This window comes from Enterobacter sp. PL_is511 (genome assembly GCF_055816065.1).
Genome location: NZ_JBVPGP010000018.1, coordinates 92,028 through 109,874 on the forward strand (window position 1 = coordinate 92,028; position 17,847 = coordinate 109,874).

Annotated in this window: 18 protein-coding genes; 9 read left to right on the forward strand and 9 right to left on the reverse strand. The window is 54.9% G+C overall.

Features of this window, described 5'->3' with window-relative positions; genetic code table 11:
- Window positions 1-52: 52 nt before the first annotated feature.
- The 4 genes from AC0TN7_RS05500 to kbl form a co-directional block, all read right to left on the reverse strand.
- A complete protein-coding gene (locus AC0TN7_RS05500; protein WP_048992820.1) occupies window positions 53-1,309 on the reverse strand; it encodes an O-antigen ligase family protein in 1,257 nt (418 codons plus the stop codon).
- Window positions 1,310-1,378: 69 nt separating this feature from the next.
- The gene (locus tag AC0TN7_RS05505) at window positions 1,379-2,959 is read right to left on the reverse strand and encodes a phosphoethanolamine transferase family (RefSeq protein ID WP_473701908.1); all 1,581 of its coding nucleotides are present in this window, start codon (window positions 2,957-2,959) and stop codon (window positions 1,379-1,381) included.
- A gap of 176 nt (window positions 2,960-3,135) precedes the next feature.
- Window positions 3,136-4,161 (reverse strand): L-threonine 3-dehydrogenase, encoded by a 1,026-nt coding sequence (tdh, locus tag AC0TN7_RS05510; RefSeq protein WP_024906616.1) that lies wholly within the window; start codon window positions 4,159-4,161, stop codon window positions 3,136-3,138.
- Between the two features lie 9 nt (window positions 4,162-4,170).
- Window positions 4,171-5,367, reverse strand: coding sequence for a glycine C-acetyltransferase (kbl, locus tag AC0TN7_RS05515; protein ID WP_024906617.1), 1,197 nt, complete (start codon window positions 5,365-5,367; stop codon window positions 4,171-4,173).
- A gap of 215 nt (window positions 5,368-5,582) precedes the next feature.
- Here kbl and rfaD point away from each other — a divergent pair, with 215 nt between their 5' ends.
- From rfaD to AC0TN7_RS05540, 5 genes are read left to right on the forward strand one after another with little or no spacing between them, the layout of a single operon-like run.
- The gene (rfaD, locus tag AC0TN7_RS05520; RefSeq protein ID WP_024906618.1) at window positions 5,583-6,515 is read left to right on the forward strand and encodes an ADP-glyceromanno-heptose 6-epimerase; all 933 of its coding nucleotides are present in this window, start codon (window positions 5,583-5,585) and stop codon (window positions 6,513-6,515) included.
- Between the two features lie 2 nt (window positions 6,516-6,517).
- Window positions 6,518-7,564 carry an ADP-heptose--LPS heptosyltransferase RfaF gene (gene rfaF, locus AC0TN7_RS05525; RefSeq protein ID WP_473701909.1) on the forward strand — a complete coding sequence of 349 codons (1,047 nt, stop codon included), beginning with the start codon at window positions 6,518-6,520 and terminating at the stop codon, window positions 7,562-7,564.
- A 3-nt stretch (window positions 7,565-7,567) separates the two neighbouring features.
- On the forward strand, window positions 7,568-8,554 hold the full coding sequence (gene rfaC / locus AC0TN7_RS05530; RefSeq protein ID WP_024906620.1) for a lipopolysaccharide heptosyltransferase RfaC: 987 nt from the start codon (window positions 7,568-7,570) through the stop codon (window positions 8,552-8,554).
- Window positions 8,547-9,650: a putative lipopolysaccharide heptosyltransferase III gene (gene rfaQ / locus AC0TN7_RS05535; RefSeq protein ID WP_267217731.1), complete on the forward strand. Its 1,104-nt coding sequence runs from the start codon at window positions 8,547-8,549 to the stop codon at window positions 9,648-9,650. Before rfaC ends, rfaQ begins: the two co-directional genes overlap by 8 nt.
- Window positions 9,647-10,756 (forward strand): glycosyltransferase family 4 protein, encoded by a 1,110-nt coding sequence (locus AC0TN7_RS05540; RefSeq protein ID WP_024906622.1) that lies wholly within the window; start codon window positions 9,647-9,649, stop codon window positions 10,754-10,756. Before rfaQ ends, AC0TN7_RS05540 begins: the two co-directional genes overlap by 4 nt.
- Here AC0TN7_RS05540 and AC0TN7_RS05545 read toward each other — a convergent pair.
- Window positions 10,735-11,838 carry a glycosyltransferase family 4 protein gene (locus AC0TN7_RS05545; RefSeq protein ID WP_024906623.1) on the reverse strand — a complete coding sequence of 368 codons (1,104 nt, stop codon included), beginning with the start codon at window positions 11,836-11,838 and terminating at the stop codon, window positions 10,735-10,737. The two genes, AC0TN7_RS05540 and AC0TN7_RS05545, sit on opposite strands and share 22 nt — an antisense overlap.
- Before the next feature lie 157 nt (window positions 11,839-11,995).
- Here AC0TN7_RS05545 and AC0TN7_RS05550 point away from each other — a divergent pair, with 157 nt between their 5' ends.
- The 4 genes from AC0TN7_RS05550 (at window position 11,996) to coaD (ending at window position 15,573) form a co-directional block, all read left to right on the forward strand.
- Window positions 11,996-12,979: a glycosyltransferase gene (locus tag AC0TN7_RS05550; RefSeq protein ID WP_024906624.1), complete on the forward strand. Its 984-nt coding sequence runs from the start codon at window positions 11,996-11,998 to the stop codon at window positions 12,977-12,979.
- Window positions 12,980-13,045: 66 nt separating this feature from the next.
- Entirely contained in the window at window positions 13,046-14,320 is a 1,275-nt protein-coding gene (gene waaA, locus AC0TN7_RS05555) for a lipid IV(A) 3-deoxy-D-manno-octulosonic acid transferase (protein ID WP_473701910.1), read from the forward strand.
- Complete coding sequence (locus tag AC0TN7_RS05560) at window positions 14,320-15,090, forward strand: glycosyltransferase family 2 protein (RefSeq protein WP_024906626.1); 771 nt, start codon at window positions 14,320-14,322, stop codon at window positions 15,088-15,090. The genes waaA and AC0TN7_RS05560 overlap by 1 nt, the downstream gene beginning before the upstream one ends.
- 3 nt (window positions 15,091-15,093) lie before the next feature.
- A complete protein-coding gene (gene coaD, locus AC0TN7_RS05565) occupies window positions 15,094-15,573 on the forward strand; it encodes a pantetheine-phosphate adenylyltransferase (protein WP_024906627.1) in 480 nt (159 codons plus the stop codon).
- Window positions 15,574-15,575: 2 nt separating this feature from the next.
- Here the strand turns inward: coaD and mutM are convergent, their stop codons facing one another.
- The 4 genes from mutM to radC form a co-directional block, all read right to left on the reverse strand.
- The gene (mutM, locus tag AC0TN7_RS05570) at window positions 15,576-16,385 is read right to left on the reverse strand and encodes a bifunctional DNA-formamidopyrimidine glycosylase/DNA-(apurinic or apyrimidinic site) lyase (RefSeq protein ID WP_023309890.1); all 810 of its coding nucleotides are present in this window, start codon (window positions 16,383-16,385) and stop codon (window positions 15,576-15,578) included.
- 72 nt (window positions 16,386-16,457) lie between these two features.
- The gene (gene rpmG / locus AC0TN7_RS05575) at window positions 16,458-16,625 is read right to left on the reverse strand and encodes a 50S ribosomal protein L33 (protein ID WP_003024094.1); all 168 of its coding nucleotides are present in this window, start codon (window positions 16,623-16,625) and stop codon (window positions 16,458-16,460) included.
- Window positions 16,626-16,647: 22 nt separating this feature from the next.
- Window positions 16,648-16,884 carry a 50S ribosomal protein L28 gene (gene rpmB / locus AC0TN7_RS05580; protein ID WP_002436699.1) on the reverse strand — a complete coding sequence of 79 codons (237 nt, stop codon included), beginning with the start codon at window positions 16,882-16,884 and terminating at the stop codon, window positions 16,648-16,650.
- A 218-nt stretch (window positions 16,885-17,102) separates the two neighbouring features.
- The gene (gene radC / locus AC0TN7_RS05585) at window positions 17,103-17,771 is read right to left on the reverse strand and encodes a RadC family protein (protein ID WP_024906628.1); all 669 of its coding nucleotides are present in this window, start codon (window positions 17,769-17,771) and stop codon (window positions 17,103-17,105) included.
- Between the last annotated feature and the right edge of the window lie 76 nt (window positions 17,772-17,847).

A 17,847-nucleotide genomic window follows, 5' to 3' on the forward strand; every position in this document is an offset into this window, starting at 1 on the left:
AGGTATTTCTCCATCGGGAGAATACCTTTTTCCCGATGGAGAATCAAAACGATTACTTAATGACCTTATGGTGTTTGTTCTGTTCAAGGAAAACAATCGACATTATCAACGTCAGCATCCAGGCTACAGGGGTTGTTTTTGAATAGAACATCACGCCACCTACTCCGAACATAACAATCGAGACCAGGAAAGCGAAAAGAATAATACTTTTACGGATACGTAATGCATACCAGCCAAGCGATATAACAAACAGAATATAGAGAATAACGCCTGAAGGACCTTTTACAGAAAGCGTTTCAACGATTTCATTATGAAGATGACCACGAATGTGATCCAGTGCACCTGACAGGCTTGGATCTTTATTAACTTCATCAATTATTTTTGCGTTTCGCTCATCAGTAGACTGCCATAAATAACTATTTTTAGATGCAGCTAATCCCACCTTCCACATAGCAAAACGAGCCCCAACAGAAGTGGCACTGTTCGCTTTATCATAGGAAGCGATGTCATTATTAAAGTCATTATAACGCTGTGTCAGACTGTCTTTCATCATAAATGCGCCTGCCAGCAAAGCGATCAGAAAAACAGACACCCCCTTCCACGGAATATGCTTGTCCCGGTACAGCTTAAATACCATCAAGCCGAAGAAAATAATCGGATAGGTCAAAATAGCTGCCCGCGTTTCTGTCGCCACCAGTACCAGGAAGGTAATAAAGAAGTGCGCGAGTATAAACAGCTCTTTCCATCGACTTGAACTGTGTTGTAGCACCAGAATCGTATAGAACGAGATAAACGCAATGGTATAGGCAGCTCCTGTTGCATCAGCTCCACCAGCAAGGGAGAGCGTTACCCTTTGGTTTTCAAGAAACAGGTGCTGGTACCCGGCGTAGACAACAATCATCACCTGCAATGCGATAGCCAGCAGCATATGAATCTTATTGCTACCTACTTTGAGCTGATTACGGTTCACAAACACGAAGATGGAAAATGCTCCGAACAGGCAGATTTTCCCGACTTCAAGATAAGCGCGATATGAGTTGATCGCCGCACTATCAACCTTATACATTCGATACCAGACCAGATCGCAAATCCCGATGATCAACAGGACCAGACAAAGCCAGAATGCATCATTCTTTCTGAAATTTTTAATATCCAACAAGAAAATAACGAATGCGGTAACACCCGCCAGGCCCAAAATTTTGGCAGATAAATTGGGTGAAACAACTACGCAACCAAAAGCGATAGCACACAGTCCAAAGAGTAATTGCAACAACGCAAACTGGACCTTATCTCGTTCTACATTAATCATCATTATTCCATTTACTAAGAAGGCAAAGCAGGCTAGCACACTGCTAAATGCAAGTTTATCGCACCAGTGTTAACGAATATTACGCCAGTCATAGGACTTCCCGGTCGTGTCCAGCACGGAAACGTTCTTATTGTAACCGGTAAGCCAGGACTGTACCGACTGGACAGGCTCCCCCTGGCGATGGATCCCAAGCCACAGCTCTGCCAGCGTATTAATATCATCAGCTGACCATACGGTATTGTAATCTCCGGTATATTGCTTACCAGAATCCACCTGATGTCCGTACCAGATAAACACCGGGATATGCAGCGCCTCTCGTGGAGGATTAACGTTACCGTGGGAGTAAGCTACAGCACGTTTCGGATCGCGAATGAGGCCATGATCGGAGAAATACATGACGGATGAGCGCGAGTTTTCCAGAAGGCTAAAGACCTTGCCCATCAACGTATCCGTATATCGCACAGAGTTGTCATAACAGTCATCGGCTTCATTATCACCGTGCAAAACCGCCTGGCTGGCAGGGAAGCGTCGACAGGAAGGTTCGTGACTTCCGTACAAATGCAGAACAATTAATTTCTTGCCCGGCGCTTTAAGCGCATTCTGCAACAGCGGCAAAAGGTCTTCGTCGAAGCCCCCGTCAATCCATTCATGCTGTTTCGTGTTCAGAGCAATGCCGGTAATGACGTTATTATGCGCCCCTCCTTTACCCTGACGACTAAACCAGTACGTATCATATCCCGCATTATTAGCGATATTGATGACGTTATCGCCATACTTACGCGGATCGCGTGCATTCACAGTATCCGCGGTTAACGCCAGCGGTACCGCCATAATCGTGACCGGTGCAGGCGTAACGGCATTGCGGAACAGTAAGAGCTGCGATTTTTGCTTTTCCAGCTCTGGAGTAGTATCTCGTTGATAACCATAGATACTCATATTTGCCGTTCGCTCAGACTCACCAATGATCAGCACATAGTTTTCGATGCCGGTATCGGATAACGTGATTTTATAATCAGGAATATTTTTGCCGATATTGGCCACCACGGCATTATCTTCAATTGCCTGCATAAAGACTTTTGATGTGCTAACAGGCGTCGCCTGAACCACGCGCTGTGCCAGGCTTTCGACGCTGCTTTTCCTGAGTTGATGCTGCAAGGCCTGACCATAAAAAGCCAGCAGCGTGACGGCAAGCGCAACGGCGGGCCAGCGACGAAAACGCGGCGCGACAGGCCATTTGCCGGTATTCGCGGTATAAATGAACAACGCGGACAGGGCGATAAAGATCAGGCAATCGCGCCAGTACAAACCGAGCATCGAACTTGCTTCACCCGGTGTCGTATTGAGTACGCTCAGCGCAAAACCATAACTAAACGCAGAATTGAAATTACTCCAGGCGTATAGCTGTAAAGTAATATCTGCTGCAACCGGAATTAATAAAATAATCGCCAGTACATTCCTGATTAATTTATTGTTTATACATTTTAATGTCAGCAATATCAGCGCGAAAACCAACGTGCGGTTAATCACCGCATTATATTTAGCATGTATAATATTAACGCCAATGACTATTAGCAGAGAAATAACGACAGTAAAGAAAGCGGTAAATCGCGAAGGTGTCTCAACCAACTTCTGTGAAAACAGTGTGGACATAATGACCTGATTAGCCTGGCAATATCTTTCCTGACGAAATCATTTTGATTGCAAGAATGAACGTGCGGAGAAGACAGAATGGATGAAATTTCGCCAGAAGTTAACAAGTAACTTCTGGAAAGTCAAACCGCTAAGAAAGAGCGCTGGCACCCGTAAAAGCGATGCCAGCAGACAGGTTACTCCCAGCTCAGGATCACCTTCCCTGACTGGCCGGAACGCATCGCGTCAAAGCCCTGCTGGAACTCATCGATGGAGAAACGGTGAGTAATAATCGGGGACAGATCCAGACCGGACTGAATTAATGCCGCCATCTTGTACCAGGTCTCAAACATCTCGCGGCCATAGATGCCCTTGATGAACAGCCCCTTGAAGATCACTTTGTTCCAGTCGATAGACATATCCGACGGCGGAATGCCCAGCATCGCGATACGACCGCCGTGGTTCATGGTGTCGAGCATGGTGCGGAACGCCGGCGGTGCACCGGACATCTCCAGGCCCACGTCAAAGCCTTCGGTCATGCCCAGCTCTTCCATCACGTCGGTCAGGCTCTCTTTCGAGACATCCACCGCGCGGGTGACCCCCATTTTGCGCGCCAGAGACAGACGGTATTCGTTCACGTCGGTGATCACAACGTTGCGCGCACCCACGTGCTTCGCCACGGCTGCCGCCATAATGCCGATTGGGCCCGCGCCGGAGACCAGCACGTCTTCACCGACCAGGTCGAAGGAGAGCGCGGTGTGTACCGCGTTGCCGAACGGATCGAAGATGGAGGCCAGATCGTCAGAAATATTGTCCGGGATTTTGAAGGCGTTAAAGGCCGGGATCACCAGGTATTCCGCGAAGCAGCCCGGACGGTTCACGCCCACGCCGATGGTATTACGGCACAGGTGCGTACGTCCGCCGCGGCAGTTACGGCAGTGACCACAGGTAATATGGCCTTCACCGGAGACGCGGTCGCCAATTTTAAAACCTTTTACTTCCTGGCCGATGCCCACCACTTCGCCGACATATTCGTGACCGACAACCATCGGTACCGGAATGGTTTTCTGCGACCACTGGTCCCAGTTGTAGATGTGAACGTCAGTACCGCAGATAGCCGTTTTACGAATTTTGATCAGCAGATCGTTATGACCGACTTCCGGTTCCGGCACGTCGGTCATCCAAATCCCTTCTTCCGCTTTCAGTTTGGATAACGCTTTCATCACACGTCCTCAGGCAATGACGCCCAGCTGTTTGCCGATGCGGGTAAAGGCTTCCACCGCACGTTCAATTTGTTCAGGCGTATGCGCCGCAGACATCTGGGTGCGGATACGCGCCTGACCTTTTGGCACCACCGGGAAGAAGAACCCGGTGACGTAAATACCTTCTTTCTGCAGTTCGCGGGCAAATTGCTGCGCGACGACCGCATCACCCAGCATCACCGGAATGATCGCGTGGTCAGCACCGGCCAGGGTGAAACCTGCGGCGCTCATTTTTTCACGGAACAGACGGGCGTTGGACCACAGACGGTCGCGCAGCTCAGCGCCAGACTCCACCATCTCCAGCACTTTGATGGAGGCGGCAACAATCGCCGGCGCCAGGGAGTTGGAGAACAGATACGGTCGGGAGCGCTGGCGCAGCCACTCAACCACTTCTTTACGCGCGGCGGTATAGCCGCCGGAGGCGCCGCCGAGCGCTTTGCCCAGCGTACCGGTGATGATGTCCACGCGGCCCATCACGTCACAGTATTCGTGGGAACCGCGGCCGTTTTCGCCGACAAAGCCGACCGCGTGAGAGTCATCGACCATCACCAGCGCGTCGTATTTGTCTGCCAGGTCGCACACGCCCTTCAGGTTAGCGATCACACCGTCCATGGAGAACACGCCGTCGGTGGCGATCAGCACGTGGCGGGCACCCGCTTCACGAGCCTCTTTCAGGCGTGCTTCCAGCTCAACCATGTCGTTGTTGGCGTAGCGGAAACGCTTCGCTTTACACAGGCGTACGCCGTCGATGATGGAGGCGTGGTTCAGGGCGTCGGAGATAATCGCATCTTCTGCGCCGAGCAGGGTCTCAAACAGACCGCCGTTGGCATCGAAGCAGGAGGAGTACAGAATCGCGTCTTCCATTCCGAGGAAGCTCGCCAGCTTTTGCTCAAGCTGCTTGTGGCTGTCCTGGGTACCGCAGATAAAGCGTACGGAGGCCATGCCGAAACCGTGGGTGTCCATGCCGTTTTTTGCAGCGGCAATCAGCTCAGGATGATTCGCAAGACCTAAGTAGTTGTTCGCACAAAAGTTAATCACATGGCTGCCGTCGGCAACGGTGATGTCCGCCTGCTGGGCAGACGTGATAATACGCTCTTCCTTGAACAACCCTTCCGCACGTGCGGTGTCGAGGTCGCTGTTTAACTGTTTGTAAAAATCACCACGCATTGCAATTCTCCAGACTCGGCAAATTTCGGGACATATTACCCAAACCTATAGTTCATGACGAGATGACACGTCATCTCTTATCGTTTTTGCAGCATAAATCACGCGTACCCCTGCACTGTGAAGGTGAATGGCTGAAGGGCAGCCATACTAATGATATGATAGAGACATTAGCGTCCGGGATTGTCCCCGGGCTCCACACTTCAAAGGTTACAGTTATGATCATCGTTACCGGCGGCGCAGGCTTTATCGGCAGTAATATTGTTAAGGCTCTCAATGACAAAGGCATCACCGACATCCTGGTGGTTGACAACCTGAAAGATGGCACTAAGTTCGTCAACCTGGTGGATCTGAACATCGCTGACTACATGGATAAAGAAGACTTCCTTATCCAGATTATGGCAGGCGAAGAGTTCGGCGAGATCGAAGCCATCTTCCACGAAGGTGCGTGTTCTTCCACCACCGAGTGGGATGGTAAGTACATGATGGACAACAACTATCAGTACTCTAAAGAGATCCTGCACTACTGCCTGGAGCGTGAGATTCCGTTCCTGTACGCCTCCTCCGCGGCAACCTACGGCGGCCGCACCTCGGACTTCATCGAATCCCGCGAATATGAGCAGCCGCTGAACGTCTACGGTTATTCTAAATTCCTGTTCGACGAGTACGTGCGTCAGGTTCTGCCAGAAGCGAACTCGCAGATCGTTGGTTTCCGCTACTTCAACGTCTACGGACCGCGTGAAGGCCACAAAGGCAGCATGGCAAGCGTGGCGTTCCACCTGAACACCCAACTGAATAACGGTGAAAGTCCAAAACTGTTCGAAGGCAGCGACGGCTTTAAGCGCGACTTCGTTTACGTGGGCGACGTGGCGGCCGTAAACCTGTGGTTCTGGGAAAACGGCGTGTCCGGCATCTTCAACCTCGGTACCGGCCGTGCGGAATCCTTCCAGGCAGTGGCTGACGCCACGCTGGCGTATCACAAAAAAGGCAGCATCGAGTACATTCCGTTCCCGGAAAAACTGAAAGGCCGTTATCAGGCGTTCACGCAGGCCGATCTGACCAACCTGCGCGCCGCAGGCTACGACAAGCCGTTCAAGACCGTTGCCGAAGGCGTAACGGAATATATGGCCTGGCTGAACCGCGACGCGTAAGTATGAGAATTCTGGTGATCGGCCCGTCATGGGTGGGCGACATGATGATGTCGCAAAGTCTCTATCGCACGCTCAAGGCGCGTTATCCCCAGGCGATAATCGACGTGATGGCACCCGCATGGTGCCGTCCGCTGTTATCGCGTATGCCGGAAGTGAATGAAGCCATCCCGATGCCACTCGGCCACGGGGCGCTGGAAATCGGCGAACGCCGCAAGCTCGGTCATAGCCTGCGCGAGAAGCGCTACGATCGCGCGTATGTCCTGCCAAACTCCTTTAAATCCGCCCTGGTGCCCTTCTTTGCGGGCATCCCACATCGCACCGGCTGGCGCGGTGAAATGCGCTACGGTCTGCTGAACGATGCGCGGGTGCTGGATAAAGAAGCCTGGCCGCTGATGGTGGAGCGCTATGTGGCGCTGGCCTATGACAAAGGCGTGATGCGCAGCGCGAAAGATCTGCCGCAGCCGCTGCTCTGGCCACAGCTTCAGGTTAACGACGGTGAAAAATCCCAGACCTGCAACACGTTTGGTCTTTCGTCTGAACGCCTGATGATTGGCTTCTGCCCAGGCGCCGAGTTCGGCCCGGCAAAACGCTGGCCGCACTATCACTATGCGGAGCTGGCGAAACAGCTGATTGACGAAGGCTACCAGATTGTCCTGTTCGGTTCGGCAAAAGATCACGAGGCTGGCAACGAAATTCTCGCCACGCTCAGTAACGAACAGCAGGCCTGGTGCCGCAATCTGGCGGGAGAAACACAGCTTGAACAGGCTGTTATCCTGATTGCCGCCTGTAAAGCGGTGGTCACTAACGACTCTGGCCTGATGCACGTCGCCGCTGCGCTCAACCGCCCACTGGTGGCGCTGTATGGCCCAAGTAGCCCGGACTTCACGCCCCCGCTTTCTCATAAAGCGCGCGTCATCCGCCTGATCACCGGCTACCACAAAGTGCGCAAAGGCGATGCCGCAGAAGGCTACCATCAGAGCCTGATCGACATTACGCCAGCGCGCGTTCTCGAAGAGCTTAACGAGCTGCTGTTGAGCGAAGAAGGATAACGAATGCGGGTACTGATCGTTAAAACTTCTTCGATGGGCGATGTTCTGCATACGCTGCCGTCACTGACGGACGCCATGCGGGCCATTCCCGGTATTCGTTTTGACTGGGTGGTGGAGGAAGGCTTCGCGCAGATCCCCACCTGGCATGAAGCGGTTGACCGCGTGATCCCGGTGGCGATTCGCCGCTGGCGCAAAGCGTGGTTCTCCGCGCCGATTAAAGCCGAACGCAAAGCCTTCCGTGAGGCGGTGCAGGCACAGCGTTACGACGCCATCATCGACGCCCAGGGGCTGGTGAAAAGCGCCGCGCTGGTCACGCGTCTGGCACACGGCGTAAAGCACGGGATGGACTGGCACAGCGCCCGCGAACCGCTGGCGAGCCTGTTTTATAACCGTCGTCATCACATCGCAAAGCAACAGCATGCGGTGGAACGTACCCGCGAGCTGTTTGCCAAAAGCCTGGGCTATGCGAAACCGGAAACCCAGGGCGACTATGCAATTTCCCGGCATTTCCTGCACGCCTCATCGCAGAAAAGCGACCCTTATTTGATTTTCCTTCACGCGACAACCCGCGATGACAAGCACTGGCCGGAAGCGTACTGGCGCGAACTGATCGGCCTGCTGGCAAGCGCGGGGCTGCGTATTAAACTCCCGTGGGGCGCACCGCACGAAGAGGCACGGGCCAAACGTCTGGCAGAAGGGTTTGATTACGTGGACGTTCTGCCACGCATGAAACTTGACGGCGTCGCTCAGGCGCTGGCAGGCGCTACGGCTGTGGTCTCCGTGGATACGGGCCTCAGCCACCTGACGGCGGCGCTGGACCGTCCTAACATCACGCTTTACGGCCCAACGGACCCGGGCCTGATCGGCGGCTATGGAAAAAATCAGTATATCTGCCGCCCGGAACACTCATCGCAGCTGAGCGATCTCAGCGCCGCTGCGGTATTTGCGCAATTAGAGCCTTTGCTGGCAGCAGAGAGAGCCTATGTCTGATTTTTTCTCAGCGGAGCGCCCGCCAAAGCGCGTGCTGATTATTAAGCTGCGTCACCACGGTGACGTTCTGCTTACCTCGCCGGTTTTTACCGTGCTGAAAAAGAACTGGCCCAACGTGGAGGTCGACGCGCTGGTCTATGACGACACGCAGGCGATGCTGACCAGCCACCCGCATATCGACCAGGTCCATACTATTGGGCGCAACTGGCGCAAAAAGGGGTGGTTCGAACAATTCCGCCTTTACCGCACCCTGCTGAATACCCTGAAAGGCCGTCAGTATGACGTGCTGATTAATCTGACCGAACACTGGCACGGCGCGCGCCTGGCGCGTCGCCTGAAACCGCGCGTCTCCGTCGGCTTTAAGCCGGATAAACGCGGGGGCCTGGCACGTCGTCGCTGGGTGAAGTCGTTCACCACGCTCTACCCGGCGATTCAGGACAACAGCCGCCATATGGTGGAGGTCAATCTTGACGCCCTGCGCCGGATTGGTATTCATCCGCAGTCCGACGAAGACAAGCATACGCTTTTTGTGCCTGGTGACGCGGCAGAAGCCTCTGTGGCCGAAAAACTGGCCGGGTTTGGGCTCACGAGTAAATCCTACATTCTGGTTCACCCGACCTCGCGTTGGATGTTTAAGGCCTGGGATATCAAAAAGCTGGCAGCGACCATTGATAACCTGGCCGCGCGCGGCTTGCCAATTATCCTTTCCGCCGCACCGTCAAAAGAAGAGAAGGCCTACATGGACGAGCTGCGCGCTGCGCTCACCCAGCCGGTCTTTGATTTGAGCGGTCAGTTGAACCTGAAAGAACTGGGCGCGCTGATGAAGCACGCGCGGGTCTATTTCGGTGTGGACTCCATGCCGATGCACCTTGCAAGCGCCGTCGGTACCCCTACCGTCGCCATCTTTGGCCCTACCGGCGCCATCAAGTGGGCACCGTGGGGGGTGAACTATCGCGTAATCGTTGCCGGGTTTACCTGCCAGCCGTGCGGTAAAGCGGGCTGCGGAGACAGCGGTGTCTCAGACTGCATCACAGCCATCACCCCACAGCAGGTGCTGAGCGCCATCGACACGATGCTCCTGGAAAATCCTGCATGAAGCTGGCGATAGTCCGACAAACCTACAACCCCAACGGTGGTGCAGAGCGTTTCGTCTCGCGCGCGCTTAACGTGCTGTCGCAGGACACGTCCCTGGACGTGACGCTGATTGCCCGCCAGTGGGAAGACGCCACCGGCTGGAAAACGCTGACGGTCAATCCGCCGTTCCGTAACCGTATCGCCCGTGAATCCGGCTTTGCCACCGAAGCCGCTTCGCATTTTGCGCAGTTTGATATTGTGCAAAGCCACGAGCGCATACCGGGAGCGACCATTTTCCGGGCCGGGGACGGGGTTCACGCCGCCTGGCTTGAGCAATATGGCCGCATCCTCTCGCCACTGGCGCGCTGGGCGCAATATCTGAGCCGCTATCACCGCTACATTCTGCAGGCTGAGACGCAGATGTTTACCCATCCGCAGCTGCGCAAGGTGATCTGTAATTCGAAGATGGTGCGCGATGATATTGCCCGTCGCTTCGGGCTGTCGGAAGACAAGCTGACGGTGATCTACAACGGCGTAGACACCGTTCAGTTTAGCCCTGAGGTCCGCGCCCTTTCGCAGCGTGATGCACTGGGCATTCCCCGTAACGCACCGGTACTGGCGTATGTTGGGTCAGGTTTCAGCCGTAAAGGTGTTGCCACCGCGCTACGCGCCATTGTGCCGCATTCTGACGTCTGGCTGCTAATTGCCGGACGCGATAAACATGCGCGGAAGTTTGAAAAACTGGCACAGGCTCTGGGGGTTTCCTCACGCGTGAAGTTCCTGGGACCCGTTGCCAACGTGCGCGAAGTCTATGGGACGGCTGATGCTCTGATCCTGCCGACGCTTTACGATCCCTTCCCGAACGTCTGCGTGGAAGCGCTGGCCTGCGGTCTGCCGCTGCTTACCAGCCACGGCTGCGGTGCGGCGGAGTGGATAAACGAGGGTAAAAACGGCTGGGTGCGTGATGCGCTTGACAGCGAAGGCTACCAGCAGGCCATATCTCAATGGCTGAAAGGCCGTGAACAGGGTGTCGATTACTCCGCTGCTGCGCGTGCAACTGCAGAGCCCTTCACCCTGGACAGAATGGCGAAAGAGCTGCAGGCACTTTATCGCGATCTGCTGCGCTGAGCCGCATCGGAGAAGACCTTCTCCATCGCGTCCAGCATACATTCGCGGGTAAAATGTGTACTCAGATAGTCATACCCCTGTTGCGCGAGCGTCTCGCGAAGGGCTGAGTCGTCATAGAGTTTCATTATGGCATCGTGCAGTGCGTTTTCGTCGCGCTGCGCGATTAAAATGCCCGTCTGCCCGTTAATCACCGCATCTCCCGTTCCACCGGCGTCCGTCGCAATAGTTGCAATACGGGTGGCTAATGATTGCAGTACGCCCTGTGGAACACCTTCCATATCGTGCGAAGGACTCAGCGCAATATCAAAGGCCGGAAACCAGCGTTCCGGATCGGGTTGATGTCCCGCCATGACCACGCGCTGCTGTAATCCCAGCGCGGCGATTTCCTGTTCCAGCGTCGCCTTGTGCGGGCCTTCGCCGACAATCGCCAGCTTGATGTGTGGGTTGTCGATTTTCGCCAGGGCGCGCAACAGTACGCTATGGCCTTTGTTCGGACGCAAATGCGACACCACGCCCAGCCAGAAATCGTCTCCGGACAGGCCACAATGCGCGCGGGCTTCGTGCTTATCTCCCGGGTGAAAACGCTGCGTATCGACACCGCTTGGCACCGAGGTACTCTGGGACATCGGCACGCCAATATTTGCCACCTGATGACGCAACGCCTCCCCCGTGGTCACGATATGCGCACAGGCCGTGCGGAACAGCCAGCGGGTCGTCCAGTTGTTGCGCGGTACGCCTGACGCATGACGGGTGCGGACCAGCGGCACAGGGTTGGCGAGCGTCAGATTCGCCAGCGCCACCAGCCATGTATCGGCAGAGTTGTGACTGTTGATAACGTCAATCGACTGACGGTTATCCTTCAGCCAGCGACGCAGCAACCGCAGATTTTTAAGGTTCTTGCGCTTCAACGGCATCGTGACAACCGTCAATCCGGCATTGCGCGCCAGCGCATGCAGCGGCGCGGTTTCCGGACAAAGGAGAGTAACCTGATGGCCACGCTGAATCATCCCAAGCGATTCGTTGATAATGCGCAGAGGCTGTCCGCCTTTGCCACCGTCTGCTTCAGTGTGAACAATATGCATACATTTCCTGTTAAGAATCTCGTCCGCGTGACGCTAATTTGCCGCCTGGCAGGATCTTTGTCCCTCCAGGCATATGTTTTTAGTATCCACCAGATATAATACAGCACGAATGGTATCACCATATTGGGTGGCCTGCCCTGAACACAACGGAGAAAGCATGTCCGACACACCTTTATTGAGCCTTGTAGTCGCCGTCTATAACGGTGAAAAATTCCTCAGCGCATTTTTCGACAGTATCAAAGCTCAACATCTGGACAGTCTGGAACTGGTCGTTGTGAACGACGGGTCAAGCGACAACTCCTCGGCCATCATTGCGCAGTACGCCGGAGAATTCCCGTTCTACAAGGTCATTGACCAGGCGAACCAGGGCGTCTCGGCGGCCCGTAATACGGGTCTGGCGCAAGCGACAGGCGAGTACGTCGCGTTCCCGGATATCGACGATGTCATTTATCCGGGCATGTATCCGCGACTGCTTGAAATGGCCAAAAATAACAATCTCGATGTGGCTACCTGCAACGGCACGTATATCTACGATGACGGCAGGCCGTCGAAGAAAATCTTCCCGTCCGACAAACTGCAATCTACAGACGTGCTGGATGGCCCAACGTGGCTACAGCGCGCGCTGGCGTCGCGTAAATTCCTGCACGTTACCTGGCTGAATATTTATCGCCACGCATTTATTAAAGAGCAGGGTTTCACCTTTGAGCATGGTCTGCGTCATCAGGATATCCCGTGGACCACTGAAGTGCTGCTTACTGCAAAACGCGTGCAGTACACTGACGAAACGTTCTACGACTACCTGATTCATTCCGCCTCCGTCTCGCACACGCCAGGAACGGATGACACGCGTATGCGTAACGCCCGTCACTACATGAAAATCCTGGAAATGCTGGATGTTATCAACCAGCGCTACCCGGAGGCCGTGCGCCGGGTGCCGGCCTGCAGGTGGCAAATTGCAAAAGAGGGGCTGGGCATTCTGCACGCTATTAACAACATCGGCGATCTCAGCAAAAAACGCGAAATCATCCGAGAACTGTTCGACCGCGGTATCTGGGCACTCATCTGGAAAAATGCCCGTGGACTGCGCCAGCACTGGCGGCTGGGTCGCCGTTATTTCCGTTTGAAACGGTATCTGGCATAAGAGATAGCTTTACCTGGCCTAAATGCTTAGAATTTGCCCGCCGAAACTAAAAAAACGGATAATCGCTTGGAATTGTTGTATACCGCTCTGCTCTACATCATTCAGCCACTGGTGTGGCTGAGGCTGTTGCTTCGTAGCCGTAAAGCGCCTGCGTATCGTAAACGCTGGGCTGAACGCTATGGCTTCTGCCGCAATAAAGTCGCTCCGGACGGTATTTTGCTGCATTCCGTTTCTGTCGGTGAAACGCTGGCGGCAATCCCGCTGGTTCGCGCCCTGCGTCACCGCTACCCGTCGCTGCCAATTACCGTCACGACGATGACGCCAACCGGCTCGGAGCGCGCGTTATCCGCTTTTGGCAAAGACGTCCATCACGTCTATCTCCCTTACGATCTGCCCTGCGCCATGAATCGTTTCCTCAACATCGTGCGCCCGAAGCTGGTGATTGTGATGGAAACCGAACTGTGGCCGAACATGATTTCCGCCCTGCATGCCCGCAAAATTCCGCTGGTGATTGCCAACGCGCGCCTGTCAGAGCGCTCGGCGAAAGGCTACGGCAAGCTGGGTAAATTTATGCGCCGCCTGCTGAGCAAGATCACGCTGATCGCCGCGCAGAATGAAGAAGATGCGGCACGCTTTGTCTCTCTGGGCCTCAAACGCAACCAGCTCGCGGTGACGGGCAGCCTGAAATTTGATATTTCGGTTACCCCTGAGCTCGCTGCCCGTGCGATCACGCTGCGTCGCCAGTGGGCCCCGCGTCGTCAGGTCTGGATTGCGACCAGTACCCATGACGGTGAAGAAGAGATCATCCTGCAGGCTCACCGCAAGCTGCTGGAAAGCTTCCCTGATTTACTGCTGATCCTCGTGCCCCGCCATCCGGAGCGTTTCAAAGATGCCCGTGAAATGGTGCAGAAAGGCGGTTTCAGCTTCACGTTGCGCAGCAGCGGTGAGATCCCTTCCGGCAGCACCCAGGTGGTGATTGGCGATACGATGGGCGAACTGATGCTGCTGTACGGCATTGCTGACCTCGCGTTTGTCGGTGGCAGCCTGGTCGAGCGTGGCGGACATAACCCGCTGGAGCCGGCAGCCCACGCCATTCCGGTGCTGATGGGGCCGCACACGTTTAACTTCAAAGATATCTGCGCGAAATTACAGCAGGCCGATGGTTTGATTACCGTGACCGATGCAGATTCAGTAGTCAAAGAGGTATCGACCCTTCTGACTGACGAAGATTATCGCCTGTGGTACGGGCGCCATGCGGTCGAAGTGCTGCACCAGAACCAGGGCGCCCTGACCCGTCTGCTGCAGCTTCTGCAACCTTACCTGCCCCAGCGGAGCCATTAATGTCAACGCGTCTGTCGGTCGTGATGATCGCCAAAAACGCCGCCGACCTGCTTCCGGACTGCCTGGCCTCCGTTGCCTGGGCTGACGAGATAGTCATTCTTGACTCCGGAAGTACGGACAACACGGTGGACGTTGCCCGGGCAGCGGGGGTAAAAGTGTTTGTCGACGCTGACTGGCAAGGCTATGGCATCCAGCGCCAGCGCGCGCAGGGGTATGCCACCGGTGAGTATGTCCTGATGCTCGATACTGACGAGCGCATTACGCCAGAACTTCAGCAGGCCATTCAGGCGGTACTTTCCTCGCCCCAGCCTGGCGCCGTATACAGCATTGCCCGCCGCAACTACTTCCTTGGCCGTTTTATGCGCCACAGCGGCTGGTATCCTGACCGCGTGATGCGCCTCTACGAGCGCGAGCGGTATCAGTACAACGATAATCTGGTGCATGAATCCCTGAGCTGCGATAACGCCCAGGTGATCCCCCTGACGGGCGATTTGCTGCACCTGACCTGCCGCGATTTCGCCAGCTTCCAGCGTAAACAGCTCAACTATGCCACCGCATGGGCGCAGGAGCGTCACCAACGCGGCAAGAAGGCCTCGCTGACGGGTATCTTTACCCACACGCTGGGCGCGTTCCTGAAAACGCTGCTGCTGCGCGGCGGCGTACTGGACGGTAAGCAGGGCTGGTTACTCGCGGTAGTGAATGCCCAGTATACTTTCAACAAATACACCGAGCTGTGGGCGCTCTGCCGCGGCTACTCAGAGAAAACGTGAGCCATGAGCACAAAAGCGATTTATCCGGGTACCTTCGATCCGATCACCAACGGTCATCTTGATATCATCACCCGTGCGGCGTGCATGTTCGACAAGGTGATCCTGGCCATAGCCGCCAGCCCCAGCAAAAAGCCGATGTTTGACCTCAACGAGCGCGTGCAGCTTGCCACCGATGCCATTTCGCACCTGCCGAATGTTGAGGTGGTCGGATTTAGCGACCTGATGGCTAACTTCGCCCGCGCTCAGCAGGCAAACATTCTGATCCGTGGTTTACGCGCGGTGGCAGACTTCGAGTATGAGATGCAGCTGGCGCACATGAACCGCCACCTGATGCCGGAGCTGGAGAGCGTGTTCCTGATGCCCTCCAAAGAGTGGTCGTTTATCTCGTCCACGCTGGTGAAAGAGGTGGCGCGTCATCACGGGGACGTTACCCATTTCCTGCCGGTTAACGTCCACCAGGCGTTGATGGAAAAGCTAAAGTAACCCTATTTCTGGCACTGACGGCAGTAGAACGTGGCGCGCTGGGCGTGCTTCGTGGCAATAACTGGCGTGCCGCAGACTCTGCACGGTTCGCCCTTACGGCCATACACCTGAAGCTCCTGGGCAAAATAGCCCGGCTTGCCGTCACTTTGCAGGAAGTCCTTCAGCGTTGTCCCGCCCTGCTCAATCGAGCGAAGTAATACGGCTTTAATCACCCGGACCAGCAGCTCACACTCCTGCGCCGACAGCGAAGAGGCCAGCCGATCGGGATGGATCCCGGCGGCAAACAGCGATTCGCTGGCATAGATATTCCCCACGCCGACCACCAGCTTGTTATCCATCAGCCAGGGCTTAATCGGGCTTTTCTTCTTCGCGCACTTCGCCTTGAGGTATTCTGCGTTAAACGCGTCTGAGAGCGGCTCCGGGCCCAGATGTGCCAGCACGTTATGCCCTTCCAGCTCCTTCGTCCACAGCCACGCGCCAAAGCGCCGTGGGTCGGTGTAACGGAGCACTTTGCCGTTGCTCATCACCAGATCGACGTGGTCGTGCTTTTCAGCAGGCAGTTCTTCGGTAAGAATGCGCAGGCTCCCGGACATCCCCAGGTGGATAATAATCCAGCCGTCGGGCAGCTCCAGCAGCAGGTACTTAGCACGGCGCTGTACGCTAAGGACGGGTTTATCGCTCAGGGCATGGATCTCATCGGACACCGGCCAGCGCAGACGACCGTTACGGACAACCGCGTGAAGAATCGTCGCGCCGACCAGATGGGGCTCAATGCCGCGACGGCTGGTTTCTACCTCAGGTAATTCAGGCATGGTTCCTCCGTTGAGATACAGAATGCAAAAAACCCCGCAGTTGCGGGGTTTTTCGATACAAGGAGACTAAAATTATTTGATTTTAGCTTCTTTGTACAGTACGTGCTGGCGTACAACTGGATCGAATTTTTTCAGTTCCAGTTTTTCCGGCTTAGTACGTTTGTTCTTCGTGGTGGTGTAGAAGTGACCTGTACCAGCAGAAGAAACCAGCTTGATTTTCTCGCGAATACCTTTAGCCATGATTTATTTCCTCTTTAAGTACTTAGTACTTTTCGCCACGGGCACGCAGTTCAGACAGAACTGTATCGATGCCTTTCTTATCGATTACACGCATACCTTTAGCAGATACACGCAGGGTGACAAAACGCTTCTCGCTCTCAACCCAGAAACGGTGAGAGTGCAGGTTCGGCAGGAAACGGCGTTTAGTCGCGTTCAGTGCGTGGGAACGGTTGTTACCGGTCACCGGACGCTTGCCAGTAACTTGGCAGACTCGGGACATGTCTATTCTCCAAAAATCAAATTAGCTCGAGCTTCGTATGGGGTATCGGCGCCTCGTCAGGCTTTACAGCCCGGTCATCGCATAGTTCTAAGTGAACTCTCGATTGCCAGGCCCAAATGCCAAACCCGAGATTCTCAAAGGTGGCGTAGTATACGCTGACTCGGCGGTGTGCTCAAGTCCCGAACAGACAAAGATCCCGATGGATCGCGAGAAATAGCCTAAATCCAGCCATGTTCTGCGAAAGAAATGTACTCACCGCGGCCAATTATCAGATGGTCCAGCACACGAATGTCCATGAATTGACAGCATTTGATAATGCGTTCGGTGATTTCTTTGTCCGCTCTGCTCGGTTCTGCACAGCCAGAGGGGTGATTATGCGCGAGGATCACGCCCGCTGCATTCACTTTTATCGCTTCCCGCACAATTTCACGCGGATGCACCTCAACGTGGCTCAAAGTGCCCGCAAAGAGACAGCTATGTTTCAGCACCCGATTTCTGTTATCAACAAAGATCACCATAAAGATCTCGCGTTCAATATCGGTTAACTGGCTTTGCAGGAATTCGCGCGTCATCGCGGGCGTCAGGATCGGATCGTCCTTCTCCATGCGGACATTGTAAAAACGGCGGGCAAGTTCGGCAATGGCCCGCAGCTGGGCATATTTCGCCACGCCGATCCCCTCAACGTGCGTAAACTGCGCCAGATCGGCGGTCAGTAAACCGTACAGCGAACCGAAACGTGCTATCAGCTCTTTTGCCAGCGTAAATACCGTTTTTCCGGGCGTTCCGGTACGTAAAAAGAGCGCCAGCAGTTCATCATCTTTTAACAGGGTGACGTCATAGCGCAGCAGTTTTTCGCGCGGCAGCAGCTGCTCATCCTCTTCTTCCATGCTCTTTCTCCTTTTTTTAACCGCATGCTGCCACACGCCAATCCGGCGCTCGACGGTCACGTTGCGTTCTTGCGTA